Genomic DNA, 22986 nt, shown 5'->3' on the forward strand with positions numbered 1-22986 from the left:
ACACAAAAGGACTTACGGTCAAGACCGTAAATACCCCGAGTGCTCTCTGTCAACGGAAGGTGGCACCCCGATGCGGCTGGGTCTGTATCTCAACCTGTACGGCACCGATGGCGAACGGCCGCAACTGGCTGATGCGGTCGAGCAGGCGCGGCTGGCCGAGCAGGCCGGGTTCGAGTGGGTGGTGCTCGGTGAGCGGCATCTGCACCGGCCCGGGTACCACGAGATTCTCACCTCGCTCACCTGGCTCGCGGCGCACACCTCGCGGATCGGGATCGCCACGGCAGGCATCGTGGCGCCGCTGTACCAGCCCGTCGTACTGGCTGAGACGCTCGCACATCTGGACGTGCTGTCCGGCGGGCGGGTGACGGCCGGCTTCGTGCTCGGGTACCGCCCGGAGGAGTTCGCCCTGTACGGCGTGACCCAGCGCGAGCGGGTCGCGCGGTTCGAGGAGTGCCTCGAGATCGTCACGCGGTTGTGGACCGAGGAGACGGTGACGTACGAGGGCCGGTTCACCAGCATCCAGGACGCCTACCTGTCGCCGCGGCCGGTGCAATCGCCGCGGCCCCGGTTGTGGAACGGCGGCCAGGTGTCCGCCGTACTGGAACGGACCGCGCGGATGTGCGACGGCTGGACGACGTCGTTCAACCAGCCGGACGAGGTGCTCACGGACAAGATCGCCGAATACCTGGGCTACCCGCGGGGCGAAGGCACGCTCGGGGCTGAGGTCATCCTGTGCCGGGAGGGCTACGCGGCCCCGACCTCGCAGGACGCGCGCAAGGCGTTGGAAGAGCCGCTGCGCGACCTGTACGACGCCTACACCGGCTGGAAGCGGACCTCCGCCGACGCCAGCCGCTACACGCAGGGCTGGGACGACATCGTCGATCGCAGCGTGATCGGCTCGTCGGCCGAGTGCGCCGAGCGGATCGCGCACTACGAGGAGATGGGCGCGGACGGGATCATCCTCCGCATCCAGCCGCCGGGGATGTCGCAGGCCGACGCGCTCCGCGCGATCGAGGCCTTCGGCGAGCTGACCTAGGGCTTCCGTGGCCCACGGTAGGGCTGGGTCTGGGAGTACACGAGGTTGGTCGTGGTGCTGCCGAACTCGGTGAGCTCGTTGACGAGCTCTTCGAGGTGCGGCATCGAGGTCGCTGCGACCTTCAGCGTGTAGCAGTCGTCGCCGGTCGTCCGCAGGCACTCGAGGATCTCGCCGCGCTCGGCCATCAGGCGCTTGAGCGGTTCGTGCTTGTTGCCGGGGTACTTCAGCCGGACCACGGCGAGCACGGGATAGCCGACCTTCGCCAGATCCACCTCGGCCCGGTAGCCCGTGACGACCCCGAGCGACTCCAACCGCCGTACCCGCTCGGTGGTGGCCGAGGCGCTCAGGTTGACCCGCCGGCCGAGTTCGCTGAGCGACAGCCGGGCGTCGGCCTGGAGCTCGGCCAGCAGGGCCCAGTCGATCACGTCGAGAGTCTCGGTCATGATGGCAATCTACCGTTGATTCCCCGGTCTCCAGTGGCTTCTGCCGGGAGAAATCTCTTCAACCTGCACCGTTCGCCTGGATAGCCTGAGGGCGTGGAAATCGGCGTCAACGTCCCCAATTTCGGTCCCGGAACCAACCCGGCGCGGCTGCGCGACTGGGCCCAGCTGGTCGAGGGCCTCGGCTACGACCTGCTGATGGTCTCCGACCATGTCGTGATCACTCCCGACGTCGCCGCGCAGTACCCGGCGCCGTTCTACGAGCCGTTCACCACCCTGAGCTGGCTGGCGGGCATCACCTCTCGCGTCCGGCTCGGCACAACGGTCCTGATCGCGGGCTACCGCCATCCGCTACTCGTCGCGCGAATGGCCGCGAACCTCAACCAGCTCAGCGGCGGCCGCCTGGTCCTCGGTGTCGGCGCGGGCTGGGCCAAGCAGGAGTTCGAGGCGCTCGGCTCCTCGCACGCTGACCGCGGCCACGCCACCGACGACCTACTGACCACGTTGCGAACGGCCTGGGCGAACGAGGCCGACTACGGCACCGGCCGAATCCCGTTGTGGGTCGGCGGCCGCAGTACGGCGGCCATGCGGCGTACCGTCCTGCTCGGCGACGCCTGGCACCCGCTCCGCGAGCGCACCGATTGGTTGCGCGCGGCAACAACCCGTCTCCGCGAGATCGCCGACACCGAAGGCCGGCCGGTCCCCGCCTTCGCCCCGCGGATCCTGCTCCGCCTCACCGCCGGGCCGCTACCTGATGAGACCCGGGTTGCCGGTGAGGGCTCGATCGACCAGGTGCGCGCCGATTTCGACGTACTGCGTGAGCTCGGCGCTGAGAGCGTCGTACTGGATCCGTTCCAAGGCGACCCCGCCGAAACCGAACACCCCGAAACCGCCTGGCGAGACCTGGCCACCCTGAAGCAGGAGCTGAACAAATGACCTCCACTGAAACCCACCTCCGCCGAGCCATCGCCCTGGCCGCCGCCGCCCGCGAAGCCGGCAACCCACCCTTCGGCTCCCTCCTCGTAGGCCCCGACGGCCAAGTCCTCGCCGAAGCCCAGAACACCACGATCACCGACGCCGACATCAGCCACCACCCCGAACTGAAGCTCGCCGTCTGGGCCGCCCGCGAACTGAAGGCTGACGTCGCAGCCGCCACCACCATGTACACCAGCTGCCAACCCTGCGAAATGTGCACCGGCGCCCTAGCCCGCTCCGGCCTAGGCAACGTCGTCTACGCGTTGTCGGGCGACCAGCTCAACGGTCTGAAGACCACCGGCAGCTTCCCCGCCGTCCCCCAATCCGGCCCCTCCCTGTACGACGAGGCCCGCGTCCCCATCGACGGCTACTACAACTGACCCCGCCTCTCCGGTGGTCCCGTCCTCGGTGGTCACGTTCAGAAGCAGCCTTGGTGACACGGATGCTGGCCGGGATGCTCTGCCGTGGGACAGGTGGTGTCACCTGAGCGGACACCGCCTGCGGCGGCGACTGTTCTCTTGGCGCCTTCGGCGCGGTCTTCTGTGGTCCCGTCCTCGGTGGTCACGCGAAGGAGCAGCCGTGGTGACGTGGAACCTGCTTGGGATGATCTGCCGTAGGACAGGAGGTGTCGCCCGATCTGGTGCCGGAGCCAGGTCCGGTGAGCGTGACGACCGACTGTGCTGTGTCTATACGTCCTGTCCTTGTGCAGTTCTGCAGGGCGTTAGGAAGGCTGAGGTTCTCCCTCGCCGGTGAGGCCGTCGATGGATTCTCTGATCAGATCGGCGTGGCCGGTGTGGCGGGCGTACTCCTCGATCAGGTCAACGAGGATGTAGCGCAGGCTCGGCGACCTGCCGTCGGTGCTCTTCCACCGGGCGAGTTGGTCGATGCCGCCTCGGGCAAGCGCTTCGGCGACTGCGGCCCGGGACCGGTCAACGGATGCGCTCCACAGGTCGAGTAGTTGCTCGGGTGAGTCGTCCGCGGCACTTTGCCACTCCCAGTCCGGGGTGGCGTCCCAGTCGACGGTGTCCCATGGCGCTCCGAGTTCACGGTTGTGCAAGCGATGGGTGAAGTACTCGTCCTCGACCAGGGCGAGGTGCTTCAGAAGCCCTCCGAGCGTGACCGTCGACGGTGGGTGCCGACGCTGCAGTCCCGCGGCGTCCAGGCCGCTGCATTTCCAGGCGAAAGTACGACGGTTACGCTCCAGCGCCCCGAGCAAGGTATCGGCCTCGGATCCAGCGACCGGCGGCCCGGTCAGAGCGACATCGGTGTTGTCCATGGAAACGACGCTAAACGACGTTCCGGACGATGTGCGTCCGGAACCAACTCACCGGTGAAGTCCAGCCGTGGATGGTTCATCAAGCACACCCTCAGCTGCGAGGAGCACGCCTTCGCGTACCTTACCTATTAGGCCTATCGGCCGGGCGAGATCATAGATTCCTACACCGACGACTCGTACCTTCTTGCCGAGGTCGACGAGTACGGCTGGTCGGGGGCCGAGTTGCCGAGCATTTTCCGAGACATCTGGACAACGACGTACACAGCTACTTGAACATTCACAGCCTGGGGGCCCTAGTCCTCGCGCGGCCCGATCTGCTGAGACGGGAGCAGAAACTCCGAGCGAAGACCGGGCGGCGCGTAGCGGGAGATCGCCAAGAACCAGCGCACCTCACAGTCATGGATCTCAGTACGCCTGTACACGGGCGTCGGCAAGATCGTTGCCAACCTCAACGGTGGCGAGTTCGTCGGGCCTCTCGTCGCATAGAGACAACGCCAGCATCCTGGCCAGCTGGGGGCGTTTCTTGCGTCGTGGGCCTGAGCGTAGTGCCGCTCGGTGGCCCCGGAATGCGATGTGGGTCTAGAAAGTGAAGGTTTTGCGGATCTCTTCGGCGAGGGCAGGTTCGCTCGTCGCGACGAACATCTGCTTACGTTCCATGGCCTCAGTGATCTCGCTCAAACTGTTGAACCCGTAGTCGAGGTCGATCGGCGCGCCCTCGAGATCGATGGCTGTGCCACCTGCCGCATGCAAGACGTAGTGTCCTGGCAGGAAGTCCCACGCCGCGAACCCCTTCTGGATTTCGATCGTGGCATCGGTAAATCCTGCGGCGACGTGGCACAGGCAGACAGAACCGTGGCCGACTCCGATCCGGCCCTTGCGCTTGCCTTCTGGGCCTTCTTCGCCCAGCGCCTTGAAGAAGTCTTCTTGCCGAGCGAGAGGCAGGAACCTCTCCTCTGGGCGCATCAGATAGTTGGTCACTAGCGCCTCTGAGAGCGGGACGCTCGGGCGACGCGTCAGCGCGTGCCATTCGTCAGCCCTTGTGACCGCGAAGGCGCGATCGGCACCGTCATCCCCGAGAGCAGCTACATACAGCTGAACGTGGTGGAAGATGTCACCGATGACCGAGATGATGGGCCGTCTCAAGGATAGCGAGTAGACCATAATGTGCGTATAGCCTTGCAGTGCGCGCACGGCGAGTTCGCTGGTATCCAGGGGATCCACTAGGACACACAGATCCGGCTCCTGATCAGAGCCGATCACCTGAGGATCCGACTCTTCGGAGGCGTAGATAAAGGACGGCACTAATTCGGCGAATCGCTGCTTGTACAGATCATGCATCAGAAGGTCGTAGTCGGACAGAAAATTGTCCTCGTGGCGATTATTCTCGTTCTCGGCGCGGCTGCCCGTGAGGGCTGCACTTAAGAGCTTGGGACGCAGATCATCGAGCATAGAGCGAACCATGCTGACAACGTCTCGTGCCAGCTCCGGAATTTCACTCATAGACACGTTTGCTCACCTTCGTCTTAATTATCTTAGCTCTAGCGGAGGTTCTATTCCTGGCGGACTCATTGTTGCCGCAATGAAGACTGCTTCGAAGTCCGCGGCGCGCATGATCTGGGCACCGGTCAGATCGTCGAAACTCTCTACTTCCAGAGTCGATCCCTTCGTCATTGCCCCGAATACCGCGAAGTAGAGCTCCGCCTTCGGGTAGCGGGCCCGCAGCTCGCGTGCGATGTAGCCAATCACATCAGCATGCTTGACCTCAAAGTCACAGATGACGATGGTTGGCGCGTCATTGGTTGCAGGGAAGTGTGACGCAGCATCCAACTCGATCCCATCTCGGACCTTGTTGCATCTCAGGTATCCGATAGGGCAGCGCGAAAACCTTGACGAGGAGAGGAATGTGGCCATGACCAATCCGGCCTCGTTGATCCCAAAGCAGGCATCAACATCTAGCCGTTTACCGAGGTTCTTGATCTGGCGCGAGAGGCGTTCTACGCCGTAGCCGAAAGTCGCCCACGTCAGATCGAGTAAGCGGCTAGGATTGGGGTTCGGGAGGGTCACGACATCGAGCTCAGAGTTCCCGTATTCGACGGTGGGAGCTGTGAGAATGAATTCACTGCCGACCTGAGCATAGTTCAAGATCTGAGCGGACGAACTGCCTTTTTGCCCCTTCGTGGCCGACAGGCGAGTCTCCGGATCGAGTGATTCTGATGTCTTCTTGTAGGACTTGAGTGCGAGCTGATCCTCAATCGGAAGTCGTTCGTATGACTCAGCGATAAGGTCTGCCGGCGTGATGTCCTCGTCCGTCACTCCCATCGGACCTCTGCCGTAAGCGGAGGACAGTATCAACAGACTGGAAATGGACGGCGGTGATCCATGGCCGCGCTGCCGAGACCAGGACTCCCATGCGTTAATCGATGTCCCACCAAGACTCGTCTGATGCCCGGCCACCTCGTTGTAGCGCGCCGCCGCTTGATCCTGCGACAGTCCAGCGGCATAGCGGTATGCCTGCAGACTGGGGACCTCGGGGTACTGCGCCATCAGTTCCAGCGCTGCGCCCTTGACTGATCCTTTCTCAGCCCACAGCTTTTTGCCTTGAGACGCAAGCTCCCGACCGCGCTTCTGCGGGCTTTGCGCGGACGCTTGCGACGACCTCGACGGACTCATGGAACTGGCTGACCTTTCAACTTCAGGCGGCTCTGTTTGTCAACTCTACCCATCTGGATGGGCAAGTGGGCGGGGCATGCCCACGAATCGGTCTGTAATCGCTCCGTCTGCCAGGTGTCAGGGGGCTACAGCGGGTGCCACGGTGGTTGCATGGAGTGAGCAGTCGTCTTGCAGGGGAGGAAGCCCATGACCGCGGATGTGGTGCCCCAGAGGCATCGAGTAAGGCTCTGGTTTGGTGAGCACCCGATTGCCGAGTTCATCAACGAACAGGCTCTTGCTGACCGCTACGCAGGTGCGATGCAGCGTCGCTTCCAGAGTTTGTGAGTCGCCAACGAGCCGCTTCCGGCTCGGATCGATGAGTGAGGAGCCGGTCGAATGGAAAGTTCAGTTGTGGCTCGGCAAGCACCTGATCGAAGAGCACGTCGCGCCGGCCGAACTGGCTGAGCAGTACTACAACGTCTTGCAGCTGAGAATCGCGGGCCTTGCCAATCGCGAGATACGTACTGAGCGAGTCATACCGCAAGACACATAGATCCGCCCGTGGCGGGCAGCCGCAAGGACCGATCACCATCGATGGTCCAGCTTGTCCGAGCCTTTCTCTCCCCTGTGGAGGGCTCGCAGAGCACCGAAGTCCGGCTGGCGCGGATTGACATGAGGGGGCCTGACGGTCCTCTGTAAGGCTGGCCGGCTGGTTGCGGGCGATTGCGCCTTGGCGAGCACCGTCCGGCCGGTCTCAACCGACCATGAGGAATTGAACGTGTCATATGGCTTGAGGCACATCGGTGAGAGCGCCGTTGGCTGGCAATACGTACACGTGGGCTGACTCGCTCTTGACTCCGAGACCCACGAGATCGGCGATCCTCCGGAAGAGTCCGGATGGATCTGGAACACGCTCGCAGGTGAGAACGGGTTCGATGTAACTGTTCCGTCTTGGCCGGATGGATCGATCGTGGTGTGCCGGGTCTACTGGCGTCGCGAGGCGCCGGGCATGCGCTGGCCACACCCCAAACAATTAATCGTTATCGGCCGCCAACCGTGGTTCGTCGGCAGTGCCATTCCGCATGAGCGCCTAGCCGAGATCGGTGTCAAGGTTTCCGCGAAAAGTGACGCGCAGACCTCAGAGGCGACATTTCCACCTGGTTCAGCTGGCGTCGGGAAGTCCACCGCCGGCCGTTCCCGAAATGAAGGACTACGGAGAGGATCGATCATGACAACAACTGACACAACAGCTAGGCCGTGGGGCATGACCAGGGTTACGGCGTTCACCGGGACCACCGTAGAGCCGGTGCCGTCATCGATGGAGATCGACGCCGACACCCAGATCACGATCTATCGCGATGCGAGCGGACACACGATTCAGGCCGGTCCGAAGCATGGCACCAGCAGGCCCATCACGACGAGCAGTCCCACCGGCGGTAAGGACGGGCAGCACGGCAACCCGCCGGACGACGCCAACGTAACCACCTACGTGCCGGACTGATGATGGACACGCCGGTCCTGATCCTGACGGGAATCGACGATCCAACCTCAGACGCCGTGATCCACGAGCTGAACGCCCGGGGAGTTCCCGTCGTCCGGCTGGATCCGGCGGGTGTACTTACTGGCCAGGTGGAGGTCAGCGCGCACTATGCCGATGGACAGCCGAGTTGCGTGACTACTTCCAGCAGGGAAGTGGATCTCGGTTCGGTTCGGTCTGTCTACTACCGTCGTCCCTCGTCTTACAAGGCACCGGCGGCACTGAGCGACAATGACGCCCGCTTTGCTGCAGACCAGGCGCGGCACGGCATGGGCGGTCTGTTGGCCAGCATTGAGGCTCGGTGGGTCAATCACATGTGGCGGTCGCTGGCAGCCGACTTCAAGCCAGCGCAGTTGAGTGCCGCGGTCAGTGTCGGGCTTGAGGTGCCCCCGACCCTGGTCACCAACAGCCTGGACGAGGCGAGGGCCTTCGCGAAGGCTCAAGGATCGGTTGTCTACAAGCCGCTCTATGCCAGCGACCTGCCCGCCCCGAATGGAGCTCCGTCGTTCATCTGGGTAGGACAGGTCGACCCTGACGAGATGGACGACGGGATCGGGAGCACCCTGCACCTGTTCCAGGCGACAGTTCAGAAGACCGCGGACGTACGCACCACCGTGATCGGCGACAAGGTGTTCAGTGTGCGTGTTGCCTCACCACACCTGGACTGGCGCCGTGACTACGATCTTGTGACCTACACGGTCGTAGATACGCCGCGCAAGGTCGTCGAAGGCTGTCGGCGCTACTTGGACCATTTCGGTCTGGTGTTCGGCGCCTTCGACTTCGGCATCCAGGAGAACGGGCGCTGGGCCTGGTACGAGTGCAACACCGGTGGACAGTGGCACTGGCTTGAACAGGAAACCGGACTACCAATGACGTCGGCCGTCGCCGACCTACTGGAGATGAAGTGAATCAACCCACCATCGACGACTGGCCATCGCTCGCAGACGCGATGGCCAGCGAGGTCCGACGCGCGGCTTGCCTGCGCAACGACGCACTCTTTCAGGCGTTCGCGGCCATACCCCGGCACTTGTTCGTACCCACGTACTACCGCACCGAGACCAACGCTGACGGCTGGGATTCCGTGACCGGCATCGTGGACGAGTCGCACCCCGACTGGCTGACCACGGTCTACTCAAACACCGCACTGGTCACCCAGCTCAAACCCATCGAGGGGCAGCCCAGCTCCGAGACCTACACCTCGTCGTCCTCAATGCCGACAGTGATGGCCGACATGATCGAGGAACTCGGAATCCGGCCCGGCATGAAAGTCCTTGAGATCGGAACAGGGACCGGATACAACGCCGCGATTCTTTGCCACCTACTAGGGGACGACGCAGTAACGACCCTCGACATCGACGAGGAACTGGTCGACCTAGCCCGAGAACGACTCGCCAGCCTGGACTACCACCCGTCATTCGAGCCACAGGACGGCACTTACGACAGGATCCTTGCCACTCACTCGGTAGACGACATCCCGGCCGAATGGCTGCGCTGGGGCAAACCAGGTGCGGTGATCCTCACCGACCTACGATCGCCCGCGAACAGCTCGATGGGCGCTTGGGCCAAAGTCGCGATCGGACGTGACGGCTCTGGGGCCGTCGGCGCTCTGATGCCAGCGCGCGGGTACTTCATGGGCGCTCGGCGGACACCAGAGTTTGCTCACGCGGGCGACACGACGCCTGAGTTCACCGACGACGAGCACCGGACGCGGGCAAACGCGATGGAGACGCGACCCACCAAGGTACCTGCCTCTGTGCTGGAGACCGGCGACTTCGGACTCTACCTCTGGCGGCAGGCGCCTGAGATCCGGTGGTTCGCAAGCAGCGGAACAGCATCGCTCAACGGCCCTCGTGCCGAGTCTTGGGCTTACGTGACCGAAGACAGCGTCCATTACGGCGGTCTCGAGGATCTGTGGTCGCCAGTGGAGCGTGCGTACTCGGCTTGGGAAGGAGCCGGACGGCCGGGGATTTCGACCTGGCTCATCAGGGTCGATAAGTCCGGGAAGGCAACCATCGACCTTCCGCCACGCAGGGGCCGGTGAGGTGTTCAGCTAGCCCTCATCGACTTGAGAAGGGTGGAGGATTGAGCCCTGGCCCGCTCCGGCCGGCGGCTCCTCCGGCGGTGATCGGAACGCTGGCCGCGAAGCGTCGGACAAGCCGAGACCAGTTGGGCGGAGCGGCGGACGACCTACCGGCGTCACTGGACGCTCCCCCCAGACGGAGGCGTGTCCGGCGAAACTGGGCGGGGCTCCGGTGGCAGCGGGCCGCAGAAGGTAGAGCTGAACTTCTAATCCGTTGTTCGCAGGTACGAGTTCGGCTGGTTGGCGCGAGAACGGCTGCGTTGCCCGCGGCTTGCCAGTACGCCGGGAGGGGTCGGTCGCGCGATAAGCGCGCGACGGCGTGGGTGGGCGCCGAAGGCGCGGGGGAGGTCGGGCGGTAGCCCGGAAAGTGTGTGCGGTAGCGCACAGGTCGGGGGCGGTAGCCCCGAGGAGAGCTCAGGGTGGGCGGGCAGCGGGCGTAGCGGGCGCGACGGAGGAGCGACTGCGTAGCACGCGTTGGGAAAACTATCCCTTCAGACCGCTCATGGTGATGCTGTCGGTTAGGTAGCGCTGCAGCAGGCCGAAGACCAGGAGGCTGGGGACTACCGTGATGGTGGCGCCGGCCATGATTTGGTTGATGGGGACTGACTGGGTTTGGAGGGTGGCCAGGCCTACGGTCAGGGTTTGCATGTGGGCGGACTGGCCGATCACCAGGGGCCAGAGGAAGTCGTTCCAGTGCCACAGGAAGACGAAGATTCCCAGGGTGGCCAGGGCTGGGCGGATCAGGGGCATCACGATGAGGGTGAAGATCTTCCATTCGGGGGCGCCGTCGATTTCGGCGGCTTCGAAGAGTTCGTCGGGGAGTTGGCCGATGAACTGGCGGAGGAGGAAGACGGCTTGGGAGTTGGCGAGGGTGGGGACGATCAGGCCCCAGTAGCTGTCGACCCAGTCGAGGCGCGAGACGAGGATGTACGACGGGATCAGGGTCGCCTGGAAGGGGACCATGAGGGTGGCGATGAAGGCCCAGAACATCAGTTCGCGGCCGGGGAAACGCTTCTTGGCGAAGGCATAGCCGGCCATCGCGGCGAACAGCAGGACGAAGACGACTGAGACCAGGGAGTACAGCAGCGAGTTGACGGTCCAGCGTGGGATGTCGGAGCTGGACAGCACGCGGGTGAAGTTGTCGAAGGTCCAGCGGGACGGGTAGAAGGCGTCCGGGAAGGTGTTGCCGCTTGGTGGTGCGAAGGCGACCAGGACCATGGCCACGAACGGTACGACGGTGATGATCGCGGTCAGTGCGAGCAGTGTCGGCAAGGTCAGTCGGGCGACCGGCCGGGAAGACCGGTGCGGCGGGGATGAGGACGCCGTACGGCGGGTGGATGGTCGGTCGAGGAGGTTCACCATCAGTCGTCCCTCCCGACGAGGCGGCGTTGGACGAGCGAGATGATCAGCACGATGAAGAACAGCACGATGCCGATCGCGCTCGCGTAGCCGAAGTCGAAGAACTTGAAACCGCTGTCGTACAGGAAGTAGACGAGCGAGTAGCTGGCCCGGACCGGGCCGCCACCGGTCATCACGTACATCGCGTCGAAGACCTGGAAGGCGCTGATCGTCTCGATCACCAGCACGAAGAACAGCACCGGCCGGATCTGCGGCACCGTGATGTAGCGGAACCGCTGCCAGGCCGAGGCGCCGTCGATCATCGCGGCCTCCAGGTACGACTTCGGCACTGCCTGCAGACCCGCGAGCAGGATCAGCATCGAGTACCCGAAGCCCTTCCAGGCCGAGGTGACCGCGATCGACGCGAGCACGGTGTTGTCCGAGCCGAGGAAGTCGATCGGGCCGATCGAGACCAGTCCCAGTACGGCGTTCAGCAGCCCGTCCTGCACGTCGTAGATCCATTTCCAGATCACGGCGGCAAGGACGATGCTCGTCACGTACGGCAGGAAGAACACGCCGCGGAAGAACCCGCGTTGCCAGACCACCTGCTGCAGCAACAGCGCCGTACCGAGGGACAGCAGCACGGTCAACGGAACGAAGATCACCGTGTAGGTGAGCGTGACGACCAGGCTCTGGTGGAACAGGTCGTCCTGCAGCAGCCGGGTGTAGTTGTCGAAGGCAATGAACTTCCAGCGGCCGCTGAGCCGGTAGTCGGTCAGCGACAGCCAGACGGCGCCGACCGCGGGCAGGAAGCGGAAGGCGAGGAAGAGCGCCAGCATCGGCGCCACGAACACCAGTCCGACCCACGCCCGCCGCCGCGGACCGTGCCGCCCCCTGAGCGGCGCGGGACGCGGGCGGCGGACGGGGGAGTTCTGGCCGACGCCGACCTGGGTCATCGCTTCAGAAGGTCGTTGGCCTGCTTGGCAGCGTCGCCGAGCGCCTGCTGGGGTGTCTTCTTGCCGGTCAGCACGGCCTGGATCTCGACGCTCAGCAGCGACATGATCTGGCGGGCGGCCGGGTTGGGCTCACCGGGGAAGGCGTACTGCAGGGCTGGGCCGAACTTCAGTGTCAGCGGGTCGGTCACCTCGACCTTCGCGTCGGTGCGCGGGGTGAAGTAGCCGGTCGCCTTGCTCAGCGCCTGCAGCTGCGGCGGCTGGATCATGAACGAGAGGAACTTCTTGGCCTCGTCCACGTTCTTCGAGCCGGCGTTGACGGACAGCCCACCGGGGATGCCGTAGCCGACCTGCTTCGCACCGGTCAGCGGGGCGCCGACCTCGATGTTCGCGTCGCCCCAGCCCTTGGCGGCGGTGGCGGCGTTGGCCGGGGTGGCGGTGAAGCCCATCGCGACCGTGCCCTTGCCGATCGGCTGGTTCTCGATCGCGTTGCCGTTGTTCAGTGCGGTCTTCGGGATTGCGCCGTCGTCCCACAGCGTCTTCAGGAAGGTCAATGCCTCCAGGCCCGGGGCCTGGTCGAAGGTGACCGACTTGCCGTCGTCGGCGAAGACCTTGCCGCCGGCCTGCCAGAGCAGCGGGTAGAAGCTCAGGTTCAGCGTCGACTCGGTCGAGGCCGAGTAGTCCAGCGTGGTGAACCCGGCCGCCTTCAGCTTCGGCGCGGCCGCCTTGATCTCGTCCCAGGTGGCCGGCGGCTTGGCGATGCCGGCCTTGGTCAGCACGGTCTTGTTGTAGATCGTCGTGGTGACCGTGTGGTAGATCGGCGCGCCGTACACCTTGCCCTCGACGGTGAGGCCGGGGATCGCGTTCGGCAGGAACTTGTCCTTGTCCGGCGTGACCACGTCGTCGACCGGCTCGAGCGAGCCGTTCTTCACGTACTGCGGGAGCTGGTCCGGGATCAGCAGGACGACGTCCGGGCCCTTGCCACCGGCGAACGCGGTGGCGAGCTTCTCGTCGCGCTTGTCCCAGGGCTGCGCCTCGATGTTGAGGTCGATGCCCGAGTTGGCCGCCTCGAAGTCGGTCTCGACCTTCTTCCAGTAGGTGTCACTGGCGGCCTGGTCGGCGATCACCGGGTACATCCAGAGGGTGACGGTCTTCTTGCCGGCGGAGTTCGTGTCGTCGCCACCGCCGCACGAGCTGAGCGCGGCGGCGAGGACGAGTGCGGTGAGCGGCGCCGCGATACGGCGGACGGTGGATTTCATCACAACCCCCTGGGTAGTGACCTAATAACGGTCAGGACCGAAAGTAATGGGAACGAATTTCTGCTGTCAACGTTTGATATCGACTCGGAACAGTTCGGGTCCGTTGCTGAAGACCAGCCGCTGACCACCCTGGACGGCGAGCCGCTTGTGCGGGTGCTCGAGGTAGAGCTGCGGGGTCTGCCACCGGCCCGGCGCGATCCGGTAGATCTTGTTCAGGTCGATGCTGACGTACACCCCGTCCCGGGTCGCGACGATGTCCCCGGTCTGGGTGGTCGTCCCCAGGACATAGGACTTCAGAACTGTCCCATACCGCGGGTCCAACGCGAACACGGTTTTCCCCGCCACGCCCCACAGCGTCCCGTCCGGCCCGAACGTCACCGACGACACGGTCGCGGCCTTGGCCACCGGCACGGTCTCCCAGAGCTTGCGCTTCCCCGCGACGTCCCACGCGAACACCGTGCCGGACTCGCGGGTCGGCTTGGTCGTGCCCAGTCCGCCGGTGATCGACGTACCGCCGTAGACGATTCCTTGACGAGCGGTCAGACCGAACACGCTCTCGTCCTGTACGACATTCCGGTACGTCGTCGTGACGCCGGACCGTGGATCGTAGAAGGCCAGCGCACCTCCCAGGCGATCGCCGTCGGGGACCGTGCCGACCGCGATCTGGCCGTTCACCTCGACCAGCGCGCGGGCCCGCATCTGCACCTGGGGCTTCAGGTTCACCGCGAGCACCGGGTTCTCCGGCGTACCGGGTGGGCCTGGTGAGTACTCACTGCTGTTCCACGTCAGCCGGGGATCGTAGGAGTACAGCCGGGCCTCGGGGTAGGTGCCGATCCAGACCTTGCCGTCGGAGGCCTCGAGGGTCGCCTCGGTCTGCGAGAAGCGGTTGAAGGTGGTCTTGCCCGTCTTCGGGTCGGTGAGCGAGATGCCGCCGTTGAGGTAGCCGCCGGTGTAGACGGTCTTGGCGCCGCCGGAGACCGACAGGATCTCGATCGGCTCGCGGCGGACCTGCGTCTGGAAGATCTCCGACTTGCCGGTCTGCGGGTTGTAGCGGAATTCCTCGCCGCGCCACAGCGTGCCGACCACGCTGGTGCCCGGGTAGTCGGGCAGCCCGAGGTCGGCGAACCCGATGGCGCGCGCGTTCTGGATCCGGCCGGTGAAGGTCAGACCGGTCCCGGTCAGGGTCTTGGTGGCCGGGTCGTACTTCTTCAGCTCGCCGGCCTGGATCATGTACAGCTTCCCGTCCGGGTCGAGCGGGGAGATGTCCAGGCCGTGCGCGGTCGGGATCTCGTCGACCCAGGCACGCGACGCGATGTCCCAGACGTACATCGGCCCGGGGAACGCCGTACCGACGCGGACGTAGACGCGGCCGCCGCGGACGTTGAGGTCGTAGACCGACTTGCCCTTCGGGTCGCCGAGGTTGGGTGGCGGGGGCAGTTCGGTGATCGCGCCGGTGGTGGTGTCGAGCTCGGTGAAGCGGGCATCGGGAAGAGAGCCCGTGTACACCTTGCCGTTCGCGTAGCCGATGCTCTTCACGTACGTCTGGTCCGCGAGGACCCGGCCGTAGTCGCGGATCGCGCCGGTCTTGTCGTCGTACCGGAAGACCTTGCCGTTGGGGTAGGTGCCGCCGTACACGTTGCCCTGCTCGTCGGTGGTGATCCGCCAGACGAAGGTCTCGGTGGCGATCGGTCGGCCGAGGTCCTCGACAGTGGTCGCGCCAGGGCGCAGCCGGTACAGGTGGCCGTTGTTGTAGGTACCGACGTAGATCGTGCCGGTCGGAGTCGCGGCCACCGCGTAGCTGCCTTCGGCGCCTGGGAGCGGCGTTGAGAGCAGGCTGTTGCCGTTCACCGGGTCGATGGCGTTCAGATACGCCGGACCGCCCGTGGAGACGTTCCAGATCGCGGTCTTGCCGCCCGGGCCGGGCGCGACGGTGCCACCGATCAGCAGGACGTCGGACAGCGGGACGCCCAGAGACACAGCAGCCGCGTACGGCGGGCCTGCGGCCGTCGTGGGGGCAGTCGGGGCGATCACGAGAGCAGCAGCGAGGACGGCGGCCAGCAGCGGGCGGAATGGGCGCAAGGGATGCCTCCGGGGTTCCGTATTTACGGTCCTGTCCGAAAGTAAGCGCCGGAGGGCATGGCTAAGTCAACGGTTCGGCCTGAATTGCCGCTTGTGGCAGAGTGCGCTCCGGTTTCGGGCCTGCCCGTTAGCGCAGTTTCGCGACCAGGGCTTCCAATTGCTCGCGGGTGCCGGTGAAGAAACTGTCCTTGCGATGCAGCGCGCGATGGAACGCGGCCAGCTCGTCCGCCGAGGTGGTCGCGGAAAAGGTGCTGATCTCGGTCAGGTCGAGCCGGCGGTTGAACAGGTGCACGGTGTCGCGCCAGCGGTGCAGGAGACTGACCAGCTCAGAGTCACGGTGCAGCCCGAGAGCGCCAGAGACAAGGGCTGCGTCGACCGCCGACACCACGAGCCGCGGGTAGATCTGCCGGGTGGTCGGTGCCTGCGGGGAGAACCGGGCGTCGTTCAGCAGCCGGGTGTTCTCCTGCAGCTCGTCCGTGACTGCCCGCAGCACCTCGGTACGGCGTTCTGCCTCGGCCGTGAGTCGTTCGACGAAGATGCCGGTGAGACCCGCGACCAGGGTTAGCGAGTTCACCGCGGGCTCCCAGCGGGAGTTGTCCGGCCAGAAGAACCAGATGACGCCTAGTACGAACGCCAGGCCGAGCAGGCCGTAGCTGATCGCCGCGACGACCGTACGGCGGTGTGCGGCCCAGCGGCTCATCGCGCCCAGATGTCGTCGGCCAGGGTGTGGTCGCGCTCGCCGGAGGACTCCGGTGCCAGCAGGAGCAGTTCGAGGCCGAACGGGTTCGGGCGGCGCATGTAGCGGAACTGGGACTGGATCGCCTCGACCGGGGTCAGCTTGCAGGCGGTGGTGAGCCGCTTGAGTCGGGCGGTCGAGTACTTCCGGGTCGTGTAGAGGCGGATCGTGTCGCCGATCGGCAGCACCACCTCGGTGTGGTCCGGCAGGCCCATCCGGATCGGCTCCCGGGTGTCGTTCTGCCAGAGCACCTTCACCAGCAGCGCGTCGTCGTCCTCGATCTCACCGACGAACTTGACCCGCTCGTTGTCGATCTTCAGATCGGTGTTGTAGCGCAGGGCGCTGGTGACGAACTCCGCGAAGGCCCTGGTCTGGTGGTACTCGTCGGCGGCCGCCTTGGCGGTCTGGTCGTCCAGTTGGATCGTGGTGGCCACCTCGAGCAGCAGCCGGTCCTGCGGCCGCAGTGCGTCGGTGATCAGCTGCAGGAGGTCTTCGTCGTCGTCGAAGTTGGCCAGCGTGTTCCCGGTCAGGCTGTAGAGCAGCGGCTCGTCGCCGACCAGCCGGTTGAGCATCTGGGCCAGCTCGGACATGTTGTCCCGGATCGAGAAGTCGATCTGGACCGGGAGCACCTGCGAGATCGGGAAGTGGCCGCTGCGGACCGACTCCTGCGCCCCGAGCCGGAGCATCTCCGAGCTCATGTCGACCGGCACGTAGAACATGTCCGGGCTGCGCCGGCGCAGGTCCTCCAGGATGGTCCGGTCCTTCACCCCGGTGCCGATGCCCAGGCTGACGAAGTGGAACCCGCCCTTGTCCACATGCGGTTTGACCTTGCGCCAGTGCCGCTGGAACGACTCGCTGCCGGCCTTCATCACCAGGTAGAACGGGTCATTGGTCGCGTTCGCCCAGGCAATCGTCGGGCCGATGCCCCAGTACGAGAAGCCCGAGGTGATCTGTTTGCCGTCGCCGGTCTCCGAGACCGGACCGCGCAGGTCACCGGTCAATGTGGCGAGCTTGTCGGTCTGGTCCTCCCCGACCAGCACGAACGTCCACGAGAAGTCGTCGTCGGCCAGCGCCTTCTCCAGCCTCCGGACCACGTGTACCGGCTCTGTCACGTCTCGGACCCCTCCCACGGTGAGGTGGTCAGGTTACCGGCTGCAGTCCCGACACGCAGTTCCTAAACGGGCGTGACGGCTTCCGCCTCGCGGCCTTTCGGACCGTCGATGATCTGGAAGTCGACGGGCTGACCGTCCTCGAGGGTCTTGTACCCGTCGGAGACGATCTTGCTCCAGTGGACGAAGACGTCGTCCTGCCCGTCCACGGCGAGGAAGCCGTAGCCCTTGTCGGCGTTGAACCACTTCACGGTGCCGCGCACCATCGGAAACTCCTGTGACCACGGGGCCCCGTCGTACCGAGGCCCCTCGGATAGCGGACCTCAGCTTATCCGAGCCCTAACCGCGGTGGGACGCGGCCAGGCCGATGATGCCTGCGGCAAGGAGCAGCAGGGCGCCGGTGAGGCCGAGGTCCTTGGTCTGCAGGACGCCGTGGTCGTTCAGCATCCAGATCGACGCGCCACCGGTCAGCACGGTACCGGCGATGATGCCGGCCACATCCGGTTTCGGCTTGCTCATCCCCGCTCCACTCTGATCGTTCCCAGCTTGAGGTCCAGGTCCAGGACCACCTGCTCCGGTCCGGCCTTCTGGTCGGCGCCGAGGTCCTTCAGCGTCAACTGTGCACCATGACCGCTCTGCTTGCTGGTCAGTCCGTCCAGCTCACCCAGTTCGGCGTTCAGCTGTCCGTCCACGTCGACGTTCTGCGGCAGCTTGACCACCACGTCCCCGGCCCGGCCGTGGACGTCGACCTTGGCGCCCGGTGCGAACGTGGCCTTGGTCAGGTCCAGATGCACGGTTCCGGCGTCGAAGTTGTACGTCGAACTGGTCGCGTCGATCACCTGTCCGGCCGGCGCCACGTAGTTCACGTCGGCGAAGTTGTGCGGGACGCTCGGGAACAGGTTGCTCAGCACGGCACCAGCGGCGAGCAGCAGGCCCAGCGGCAGCAGTCCGGCCGTCCGGCCGACAAAACCGCCCAGCAGCATGCCGGCACCCAGAACCGCGACTCCGATGATCAGCATGGTCGGTGTGGCCACGCCCACTAGTGCGCAGATGCCGATGGCGGCACCGGTGAGCAGTACGACGATCGACTTCACGCCACGGACCCCCTTGGCCGGTGGCTCCGCCGTACGGGTCGTGGAGGGAGGTGCGGCCGGCGGCTCGTCGACGTACAGGCCTAGTGGGTCGGCCTCGGTCCAGACGGGCTGGACGGGCTCACTCACACGGTCCTGCGGGCGCTGACTGGCTGCAGCGGGCGCCGGGGTGTCCTGGACTGGGCGCTGGGTCTGTGTCTGGGGCTGGGTCTGCGTCCAGCCGGGCTGTCCGTGGGTCCAGCTGCCGGACGGGCCGGACCACTGACTACGGGCGTTGCTGCGCCCGCGGCGGCCGCCCTTGCGGTGGTAGGCGACCACTCCGATGATCGCGAGCACGATGAGCGGTCCGGGCACGAAGCGGCCGAAGTTGAACGACGACATCATCGCGATGGCCACGAACACGGCGACGCCGACCACGATCGGGCCCAGCCACGGGTGATCCGGGCGGACGCGGTCGCCGAGCAGGCCCTGCGCGGGGGAGCGGTCGGAGCCTTCGTCCGGCATCAGGACCCAGGCGGCGATGTAGAAGATGACGCCGGGGCCGCTGATGATCAGCACCGCCATCACCACCCGGATCAGCACCGGGTCGATGCCGAGCGCCCGGCCGACCCCGCCGCAGACACCGGCCAGCATCCGGTCCGACCGGCTGCGTTGCCAGTTCTGCACGTTCTGCAGGCGGCTGCGGTCGAACCCTCCGGGTCCACTCGAGTTCTGCTCCATGACATCGATACTGACGCCTTGACGGTCGCCAAGACATCGGGGATCTCCCCTGACCTCCCCCGGGTGGCGGCCCGGTCGGGGTTTCCCCCGAGGGGACCCTGACCGCTCAGAGTGGGCTGTTGAGGAGCCGGTCGGGGACAAGCCTGCTGGTGTCGGCCCTGTCCGCCTGAGACGATCGTGGTGATGAGTCAGCCAGCCTCCGCCGCGCCGACGGGTGGGACCTCCGGTCACGGAGCCCCAGCCGAGGCACCGCCTGCCCCCGACGCGGAGCAGCCGTGGCGCTACAAGGGCTGGGGACCGCAGGGTCCCAGGCAGTACCAAGGCCCGTACGCTGCCTACGCCGCGCGGCAGGCCGCCGCCGCTGGGGCGTCAGCCGGAGCCCTTCCGCCGCCCCCTGGCCCCGCCGGTGGTCAGAGCCGTCCGAACGAACTGCCTCCGGTACGCCGGGCCTACCGCCGTACCGAGGGACGTGTCGTCGCCGGTGTGGCCGGTGGCGTGGCGGACCACCTCGGTATCTCGGACACTCTGGTCCGGCTGATCCTGATCGCGGCCACAGTCTTCGGTGGCTTCGGCGTGCTGATCTATGCCGCGCTGTGGTTCCTGATGCCCCTCGGTACGCCGGTTGCTCCTGCCGCGCCTGGTCTGGCCGCGCACACGCGGAGTGGGCTGCGCTCTGACGAGCAACCGCCACCGGTGGCTGAGGCGAAGGCGCGGAAGAAGGAGAAGAGCGCCGGCCAGGTGACCGCGCTGGTGGTCGTCGGAGCCGCCGTACTGCTCCTCTTGCAGGTCGCCGGCATCGGTATCGCCGGGAAGATGTTCTGGCCGTTGGTGTTCGCCGGGACCGGTCTGGCGCTGATCTGGCGGCAGGCGGACGAGGGCCAGAAGGCGGAGTGGACGAAGGGCGTCGGGATCCCGGTCGTCGGCGTACTGCTCGGCAAGGGCGGATGGAAGTCGCTCGCCCGACTGGCGGTCGGCGTCATGCTGGTCGGTACGGCGGTTGCCGTCTTCCTGGTGCAGAACGGCCAGATGGCGCAGCTGGGCAACGTGCTGATCGCCCTGGTCCTCGCAGTGATCGGCGTCGGTGTTATCGCCGGCCCGTGGGTGCAGCGGCTGACCAGAGACCTGAACTCCGAGCGCGCGGAGCGCATTCGGTCCCAGGAGCGTGCTGACATGGCTGCGCACCTGCACGACTCGGTGCTGCAGACGCTCGCCCTGATCCAGAAGCAGGCCGGTGACCCGAAGGCCGTCGCGACGCTCGCCCGCTCCCAGGAGCGCGAGCTGCGGTCCTGGCTGTACGACGAGGACGACAAGACCGACCAGACGCTGTCCGGAGCGGCCAAGCGGGCCGCTGCCGAGGTCGAGGACTCACACGGGGTGCCGATCGAGGTGGTGACGGTCGGCGACTGTGAGATGAGTGAGCCGCTGTCGGCCATGGTGAGGGCAGCCCGTGAGTCAATGGTGAATGCGGCCAAGCACTCCGGTGCGGCCAAGATCGACGTGTTCGTCGAGGTGGACGGCGACCGGGCGGAGATGTTCGTCCGGGACCGCGGCAAGGGCTTCGACGTGGACGGCGTACCGGACGACAGGCTCGGCCTGCGACACAGTGTGATGGGCAGAATGGAACGGCACGGCGGGCGCGCGACAGTGCGCTCCGATCCGGAGACAGGGACCGAAGTGCGACTGGAGATGGACAGATGAGCAGCAGGCGCGTTGTCGTCATCGATGACCACGACATGTTCCGGGCCGGGGTGCGCAGCGAGATCGGTGCGTCGGTCGACATCGTCGGGGAGGGCAACGACGTCGACTCCGCGGTGAAGGCGATCGTCGCGGCCGAGCCGGACGTCGTACTGCTCGATGTGCACCTGCCCGGTGGCGGTGGTACCGAAGTGATGAAGCAGGTGCACCAGCGGCACCCTGAGGTGAAGTTCCTCGCGCTGTCGGTGTCGGACGCCGCCGAGGACGTCATCGGCGTGATCCGGGGCGGTGCGCGGGGCTACGTCACCAAGAACATCAGCGGGACCGAGCTGGTCGACGCGATCAACCGGGTCGCCGAGGGCGACGCGGTGTTCTCGCCGCGGCTGGCCGGGTTCGTGCTGGACGCGTTCTCCGGGGCGATCGACATCGCCTCGGTCGACGAGGACCTGGACCGGCTCTCGCAGCGTGAGCGCGAGGTGCTGCGGCTGATCGCCCGCGGCTACGCGTACAAGGAGGTGGCGCGGGAGCTCTTCATCTCGGTGAAGACGGTCGAGACCCACGTCTCGTCGGTACTGCGCAAGCTGCAGCTGTCCAACCGCCATGAGCTCACCCGCTGGGCGACCGACCGTCGGCTGGTCTGACCTTCCACTGAGCGGAAGGCGGGCTGGCGCGCAGAGCGTCGTACCGGGACCTTTCTGGGAAGCATGGCCGGGATCCGCCCGTCCGGCTGACCGGAGGTCCGATGTCGCGCGGCAGTTGGGTTCGAGCACTGTGCTGGAGTGCCGTCCTGCTGGACGGATTCGACCTGGTGGTGCTGGGGACGATCACCCCGGTGCTGCTCGGTGACAAGGTCTGGGGCTACACACCGTCGATCGCTGCGGCAGTCTCGACAGCCGGCCTGGCCGGTATGACGGTTGGTGCGTTGACGATCGGGACGGTCACCGACCGGATCGGCCGTCGGCGCGCACTACTGCTGGCTGTGGCCGGCTTCTCGTTCCTCACCCTGCTGTGCGCGTTCGCGCCGAATGCGGGGACTTTCGGCGTACTGCGCTTCCTGGCTGGTCTCGGCCTGGGCGGTTGCTTGCCGACGGCAATCACTCTGGTGACGGAGTACTCGCCACACGGACGGAACGGCGGCCCGACCACACTGGTGATGACCGGGTACCACGTCGGCGCTGTCGTTACTGCACTGCTGGGGATCCTGGTGATCCCGTCGCTGGGCTGGCGGGCGATGTTCGTGATCGGTGCGGCGCCTGCGCTTGTACTGCTGCCGCTGATGTGGCGCTATCTGCCGGAGTCCCCGTCGTTCTCCCGTGAGGCGGCCAGTCCGGCGCTGGAGTCGGTGAAGTCGTTGCTGCGCCCGGAGTTCCGGCGCCCGACGCTGGCGTTCTGGGTGACGTCGTTCATGGGACTGCTGCTTGTCTACGGTCTGAACACGTGGCTGCCGCAGATCATGCGTGAGGCGGGCTACCCGCTCGGTGCGGCGCTCAGCCTGCTGCTGGTACTCAACCTCGGCGGAGTGGCCGGACTGCTCGTGGCTGGCCGCATTGCCGACAAGGTCGCACTACGGCCCGTCACGCTGGGTTGGTTCGCCGGTGCGACGATCACTCTGGCCCTGCTGAGCATCCGGCTCCCCAGCGTCATCCTGTACGCCGTCGTACTGCTGGCCGGTGTCTTCGTCTTCGCAGCACAGGTGCTCGTCTACGCATATGTCGGCCGCATGTACCCAGCCGCGAACCGAGCGACCTCACTCGGCTGGACCGCAGGTGTCGGGCGGCTCGGTGCCATCGCCGGCCCGATCCTCGGTGGCGCACTACTCTCCGCCGGCCTGGCATTCCCCTGGGGCTTCTACGCCTTCGCCCTGGTCGGCGGCCTGGGCGCCATCTCAGTAGGCCTAGTGGAGCGCCGTACATCCGTAGCGTCCGAAAACACGCCGACCACGTACGGCGGGCCTTCGGACGCTACGGGAGAACTCTCGTGAGTCGAGCGGACTCGGATCAGTAAGGTGACCGC

24 protein-coding genes are annotated in these 22986 nt (G+C 65.9%); 11 read left to right on the forward strand and 13 right to left on the reverse strand.

Features of this window, described 5'->3' with window-relative positions; all coding sequences use genetic code 11:
- The first annotated feature begins 70 nt into the window (after positions 1 to 70).
- Positions 71 to 1036 carry an LLM class flavin-dependent oxidoreductase gene (locus ACIA49_RS29100; RefSeq protein WP_396380706.1) on the forward strand — a complete coding sequence of 322 codons (966 nt, stop codon included), beginning with the start codon at positions 71 to 73 and terminating at the stop codon, positions 1034 to 1036.
- Here the strand turns inward: ACIA49_RS29100 and ACIA49_RS29105 are convergent.
- Positions 1033 to 1479 carry an Lrp/AsnC family transcriptional regulator gene (locus ACIA49_RS29105; RefSeq protein WP_396380708.1) on the reverse strand — a complete coding sequence of 149 codons (447 nt, stop codon included), beginning with the start codon at positions 1477 to 1479 and terminating at the stop codon, positions 1033 to 1035. The genes ACIA49_RS29100 and ACIA49_RS29105 overlap by 4 nt on opposite strands.
- A 93-nt stretch (positions 1480 to 1572) precedes the next feature.
- On the opposite strand from ACIA49_RS29105, the gene ACIA49_RS29110 reads away from it, so the two are divergent.
- Both ACIA49_RS29110 and ACIA49_RS29115 read left to right on the forward strand, forming a co-directional pair.
- Complete coding sequence (locus ACIA49_RS29110; protein ID WP_396380710.1) at positions 1573 to 2412, forward strand: TIGR03619 family F420-dependent LLM class oxidoreductase; 840 nt, start codon at positions 1573 to 1575, stop codon at positions 2410 to 2412.
- Complete coding sequence (locus ACIA49_RS29115) at positions 2409 to 2831, forward strand: nucleoside deaminase (RefSeq protein WP_396380712.1); 423 nt, start codon at positions 2409 to 2411, stop codon at positions 2829 to 2831. The genes ACIA49_RS29110 and ACIA49_RS29115 overlap by 4 nt, the downstream gene beginning before the upstream one ends.
- Before the next feature lie 341 nt (positions 2832 to 3172).
- On the opposite strand, the gene ACIA49_RS29120 is transcribed toward ACIA49_RS29115, so the two are convergent.
- The 3 genes from ACIA49_RS29120 to ACIA49_RS29130 all read right to left on the reverse strand — a co-directional run bounded on the left by ACIA49_RS29120 (position 3173) and on the right by ACIA49_RS29130 (position 6397).
- The gene (locus tag ACIA49_RS29120) at positions 3173 to 3727 is read right to left on the reverse strand and encodes a DinB family protein (RefSeq protein ID WP_396380713.1); all 555 of its coding nucleotides are present in this window, start codon (positions 3725 to 3727) and stop codon (positions 3173 to 3175) included.
- A 579-nt stretch (positions 3728 to 4306) separates the two neighbouring features.
- Positions 4307 to 5176, reverse strand: coding sequence for an inositol monophosphatase family protein (locus tag ACIA49_RS29125; RefSeq protein ID WP_396380714.1), 870 nt, complete (start codon positions 5174 to 5176; stop codon positions 4307 to 4309).
- A gap of 78 nt (positions 5177 to 5254) precedes the next feature.
- Entirely contained in the window at positions 5255 to 6397 is a 1143-nt protein-coding gene (locus tag ACIA49_RS29130) for a hypothetical protein (RefSeq protein WP_396380716.1), read from the reverse strand.
- A gap of 186 nt (positions 6398 to 6583) precedes the next feature.
- Here ACIA49_RS29130 and ACIA49_RS29135 point away from each other — a divergent pair, with 186 nt between their 5' ends.
- From ACIA49_RS29135 to ACIA49_RS29155, 5 genes are all read left to right on the forward strand, one after another.
- The gene (locus ACIA49_RS29135) at positions 6584 to 6721 is read left to right on the forward strand and encodes a hypothetical protein (RefSeq protein WP_396380718.1); all 138 of its coding nucleotides are present in this window, start codon (positions 6584 to 6586) and stop codon (positions 6719 to 6721) included.
- 31 nt (positions 6722 to 6752) lie between these two features.
- A complete protein-coding gene (locus ACIA49_RS29140; protein WP_396380719.1) occupies positions 6753 to 6929 on the forward strand; it encodes a hypothetical protein in 177 nt (58 codons plus the stop codon).
- 675 nt (positions 6930 to 7604) lie between these two features.
- Positions 7605 to 7877, forward strand: a complete 273-nt coding sequence (gene tgmA, locus ACIA49_RS29145) for a putative ATP-grasp-modified RiPP (RefSeq protein WP_396380720.1) — start codon at positions 7605 to 7607, stop codon at positions 7875 to 7877.
- 2 nt (positions 7878 to 7879) lie between these two features.
- Positions 7880 to 8821, forward strand: a complete 942-nt coding sequence (gene tgmB / locus ACIA49_RS29150; RefSeq protein WP_396380722.1) for an ATP-grasp ribosomal peptide maturase — start codon at positions 7880 to 7882, stop codon at positions 8819 to 8821.
- Positions 8818 to 9954, forward strand: coding sequence for a methyltransferase domain-containing protein (locus ACIA49_RS29155; protein ID WP_396380723.1), 1137 nt, complete (start codon positions 8818 to 8820; stop codon positions 9952 to 9954). The genes tgmB and ACIA49_RS29155 overlap by 4 nt, the downstream gene beginning before the upstream one ends.
- Before the next feature lie 522 nt (positions 9955 to 10476).
- On the opposite strand, the gene ACIA49_RS29160 is transcribed toward ACIA49_RS29155, so the two are convergent.
- The 9 genes from ACIA49_RS29160 to ACIA49_RS29200 form a co-directional block, all read right to left on the reverse strand.
- Positions 10477 to 11355 carry a carbohydrate ABC transporter permease gene (locus tag ACIA49_RS29160; protein WP_396380725.1) on the reverse strand — a complete coding sequence of 293 codons (879 nt, stop codon included), beginning with the start codon at positions 11353 to 11355 and terminating at the stop codon, positions 10477 to 10479.
- Positions 11355 to 12287 carry a carbohydrate ABC transporter permease gene (locus ACIA49_RS29165; RefSeq protein WP_396380727.1) on the reverse strand — a complete coding sequence of 311 codons (933 nt, stop codon included), beginning with the start codon at positions 12285 to 12287 and terminating at the stop codon, positions 11355 to 11357. Before ACIA49_RS29165 ends, ACIA49_RS29160 begins: the two co-directional genes overlap by 1 nt.
- On the reverse strand, positions 12284 to 13543 hold the full coding sequence (locus ACIA49_RS29170) for an extracellular solute-binding protein (RefSeq protein ID WP_396380728.1): 1260 nt from the start codon (positions 13541 to 13543) through the stop codon (positions 12284 to 12286). Before ACIA49_RS29170 ends, ACIA49_RS29165 begins: the two co-directional genes overlap by 4 nt.
- A gap of 66 nt (positions 13544 to 13609) precedes the next feature.
- Positions 13610 to 15622, reverse strand: a complete 2013-nt coding sequence (locus ACIA49_RS29175; RefSeq protein ID WP_396380730.1) for a hypothetical protein — start codon at positions 15620 to 15622, stop codon at positions 13610 to 13612.
- A gap of 127 nt (positions 15623 to 15749) precedes the next feature.
- Positions 15750 to 16322 (reverse strand): hypothetical protein, encoded by a 573-nt coding sequence (locus ACIA49_RS29180; protein ID WP_396380732.1) that lies wholly within the window; start codon positions 16320 to 16322, stop codon positions 15750 to 15752.
- Positions 16319 to 17470 carry an L-histidine N(alpha)-methyltransferase gene (locus ACIA49_RS29185; RefSeq protein ID WP_396380733.1) on the reverse strand — a complete coding sequence of 384 codons (1152 nt, stop codon included), beginning with the start codon at positions 17468 to 17470 and terminating at the stop codon, positions 16319 to 16321. The genes ACIA49_RS29180 and ACIA49_RS29185 overlap by 4 nt, the downstream gene beginning before the upstream one ends.
- A 62-nt stretch (positions 17471 to 17532) precedes the next feature.
- Positions 17533 to 17733: a cold-shock protein gene (locus tag ACIA49_RS29190; protein WP_132410129.1), complete on the reverse strand. Its 201-nt coding sequence runs from the start codon at positions 17731 to 17733 to the stop codon at positions 17533 to 17535.
- A gap of 73 nt (positions 17734 to 17806) precedes the next feature.
- Positions 17807 to 17986: a hypothetical protein gene (locus ACIA49_RS29195; protein ID WP_391543515.1), complete on the reverse strand. Its 180-nt coding sequence runs from the start codon at positions 17984 to 17986 to the stop codon at positions 17807 to 17809.
- Positions 17983 to 19278: a PspC domain-containing protein gene (locus ACIA49_RS29200; RefSeq protein ID WP_396380736.1), complete on the reverse strand. Its 1296-nt coding sequence runs from the start codon at positions 19276 to 19278 to the stop codon at positions 17983 to 17985. The genes ACIA49_RS29195 and ACIA49_RS29200 overlap by 4 nt, the downstream gene beginning before the upstream one ends.
- Positions 19279 to 19461: 183 nt before the next feature.
- Between ACIA49_RS29200 and ACIA49_RS29205 the strand changes: the two genes are divergently transcribed.
- From ACIA49_RS29205 to ACIA49_RS29215, 3 genes are all read left to right on the forward strand, one after another.
- On the forward strand, positions 19462 to 20976 hold the full coding sequence (locus ACIA49_RS29205; RefSeq protein ID WP_396380738.1) for a PspC domain-containing protein: 1515 nt from the start codon (positions 19462 to 19464) through the stop codon (positions 20974 to 20976).
- Positions 20973 to 21614, forward strand: coding sequence for a LuxR C-terminal-related transcriptional regulator (locus ACIA49_RS29210; protein ID WP_391543518.1), 642 nt, complete (start codon positions 20973 to 20975; stop codon positions 21612 to 21614). Before ACIA49_RS29205 ends, ACIA49_RS29210 begins: the two co-directional genes overlap by 4 nt.
- Before the next feature lie 101 nt (positions 21615 to 21715).
- On the forward strand, positions 21716 to 22954 hold the full coding sequence (locus ACIA49_RS29215; protein WP_396380739.1) for an MFS transporter: 1239 nt from the start codon (positions 21716 to 21718) through the stop codon (positions 22952 to 22954).
- Positions 22955 to 22986 lie beyond the last annotated feature (32 nt).

The organism is Kribbella sp. NPDC051587, from assembly GCF_044453945.1.
Taxonomy (GTDB): Bacteria; Actinomycetota; Actinomycetes; order Propionibacteriales; family Kribbellaceae; genus Kribbella.

What these genes read in the sequence shown, in the direction of transcription:
- ACIA49_RS29100 (WP_396380706.1), top strand. Translation starts at nt 71, where the DNA reads ATGCGGCTGGGTCTGTATCTCAACCTGTACGGCACCGATGGCGAACGG.
- ACIA49_RS29105 (WP_396380708.1), bottom strand. Translation starts at nt 1,479, where the DNA reads ATGACCGAGACTCTCGACGTGATCGACTGGGCCCTGCTGGCCGAGCTC.
- ACIA49_RS29115 (WP_396380712.1), top strand. Translation starts at nt 2,409, where the DNA reads ATGACCTCCACTGAAACCCACCTCCGCCGAGCCATCGCCCTGGCCGCC.
- ACIA49_RS29120 (WP_396380713.1), bottom strand. Translation starts at nt 3,727, where the DNA reads ATGGACAACACCGATGTCGCTCTGACCGGGCCGCCGGTCGCTGGATCC.
- ACIA49_RS29125 (WP_396380714.1), bottom strand. Translation starts at nt 5,176, where the DNA reads ATGCTCGATGATCTGCGTCCCAAGCTCTTAAGTGCAGCCCTCACGGGC.
- ACIA49_RS29130 (WP_396380716.1), bottom strand. Translation starts at nt 6,397, where the DNA reads ATGAGTCCGTCGAGGTCGTCGCAAGCGTCCGCGCAAAGCCCGCAGAAG.
- ACIA49_RS29135 (WP_396380718.1), top strand. Translation starts at nt 6,584, where the DNA reads ATGACCGCGGATGTGGTGCCCCAGAGGCATCGAGTAAGGCTCTGGTTT.
- ACIA49_RS29140 (WP_396380719.1), top strand. Translation starts at nt 6,753, where the DNA reads ATGAGTGAGGAGCCGGTCGAATGGAAAGTTCAGTTGTGGCTCGGCAAG.
- tgmA (WP_396380720.1), top strand. Translation starts at nt 7,605, where the DNA reads ATGACAACAACTGACACAACAGCTAGGCCGTGGGGCATGACCAGGGTT.
- tgmB (WP_396380722.1), top strand. Translation starts at nt 7,880, where the DNA reads ATGGACACGCCGGTCCTGATCCTGACGGGAATCGACGATCCAACCTCA.
- ACIA49_RS29160 (WP_396380725.1), bottom strand. Translation starts at nt 11,355, where the DNA reads ATGGTGAACCTCCTCGACCGACCATCCACCCGCCGTACGGCGTCCTCA.
- ACIA49_RS29165 (WP_396380727.1), bottom strand. Translation starts at nt 12,287, where the DNA reads ATGACCCAGGTCGGCGTCGGCCAGAACTCCCCCGTCCGCCGCCCGCGT.
- ACIA49_RS29170 (WP_396380728.1), bottom strand. Translation starts at nt 13,543, where the DNA reads ATGAAATCCACCGTCCGCCGTATCGCGGCGCCGCTCACCGCACTCGTC.
- ACIA49_RS29180 (WP_396380732.1), bottom strand. Translation starts at nt 16,322, where the DNA reads ATGAGCCGCTGGGCCGCACACCGCCGTACGGTCGTCGCGGCGATCAGC.
- ACIA49_RS29190 (WP_132410129.1), bottom strand. Translation starts at nt 17,733, where the DNA reads ATGGTGCGCGGCACCGTGAAGTGGTTCAACGCCGACAAGGGCTACGGC.
- ACIA49_RS29195 (WP_391543515.1), bottom strand. Translation starts at nt 17,986, where the DNA reads ATGAGCAAGCCGAAACCGGATGTGGCCGGCATCATCGCCGGTACCGTG.
- ACIA49_RS29200 (WP_396380736.1), bottom strand. Translation starts at nt 19,278, where the DNA reads ATGGAGCAGAACTCGAGTGGACCCGGAGGGTTCGACCGCAGCCGCCTG.
- ACIA49_RS29205 (WP_396380738.1), top strand. Translation starts at nt 19,462, where the DNA reads ATGAGTCAGCCAGCCTCCGCCGCGCCGACGGGTGGGACCTCCGGTCAC.
- ACIA49_RS29210 (WP_391543518.1), top strand. Translation starts at nt 20,973, where the DNA reads ATGAGCAGCAGGCGCGTTGTCGTCATCGATGACCACGACATGTTCCGG.
- ACIA49_RS29215 (WP_396380739.1), top strand. Translation starts at nt 21,716, where the DNA reads ATGTCGCGCGGCAGTTGGGTTCGAGCACTGTGCTGGAGTGCCGTCCTG.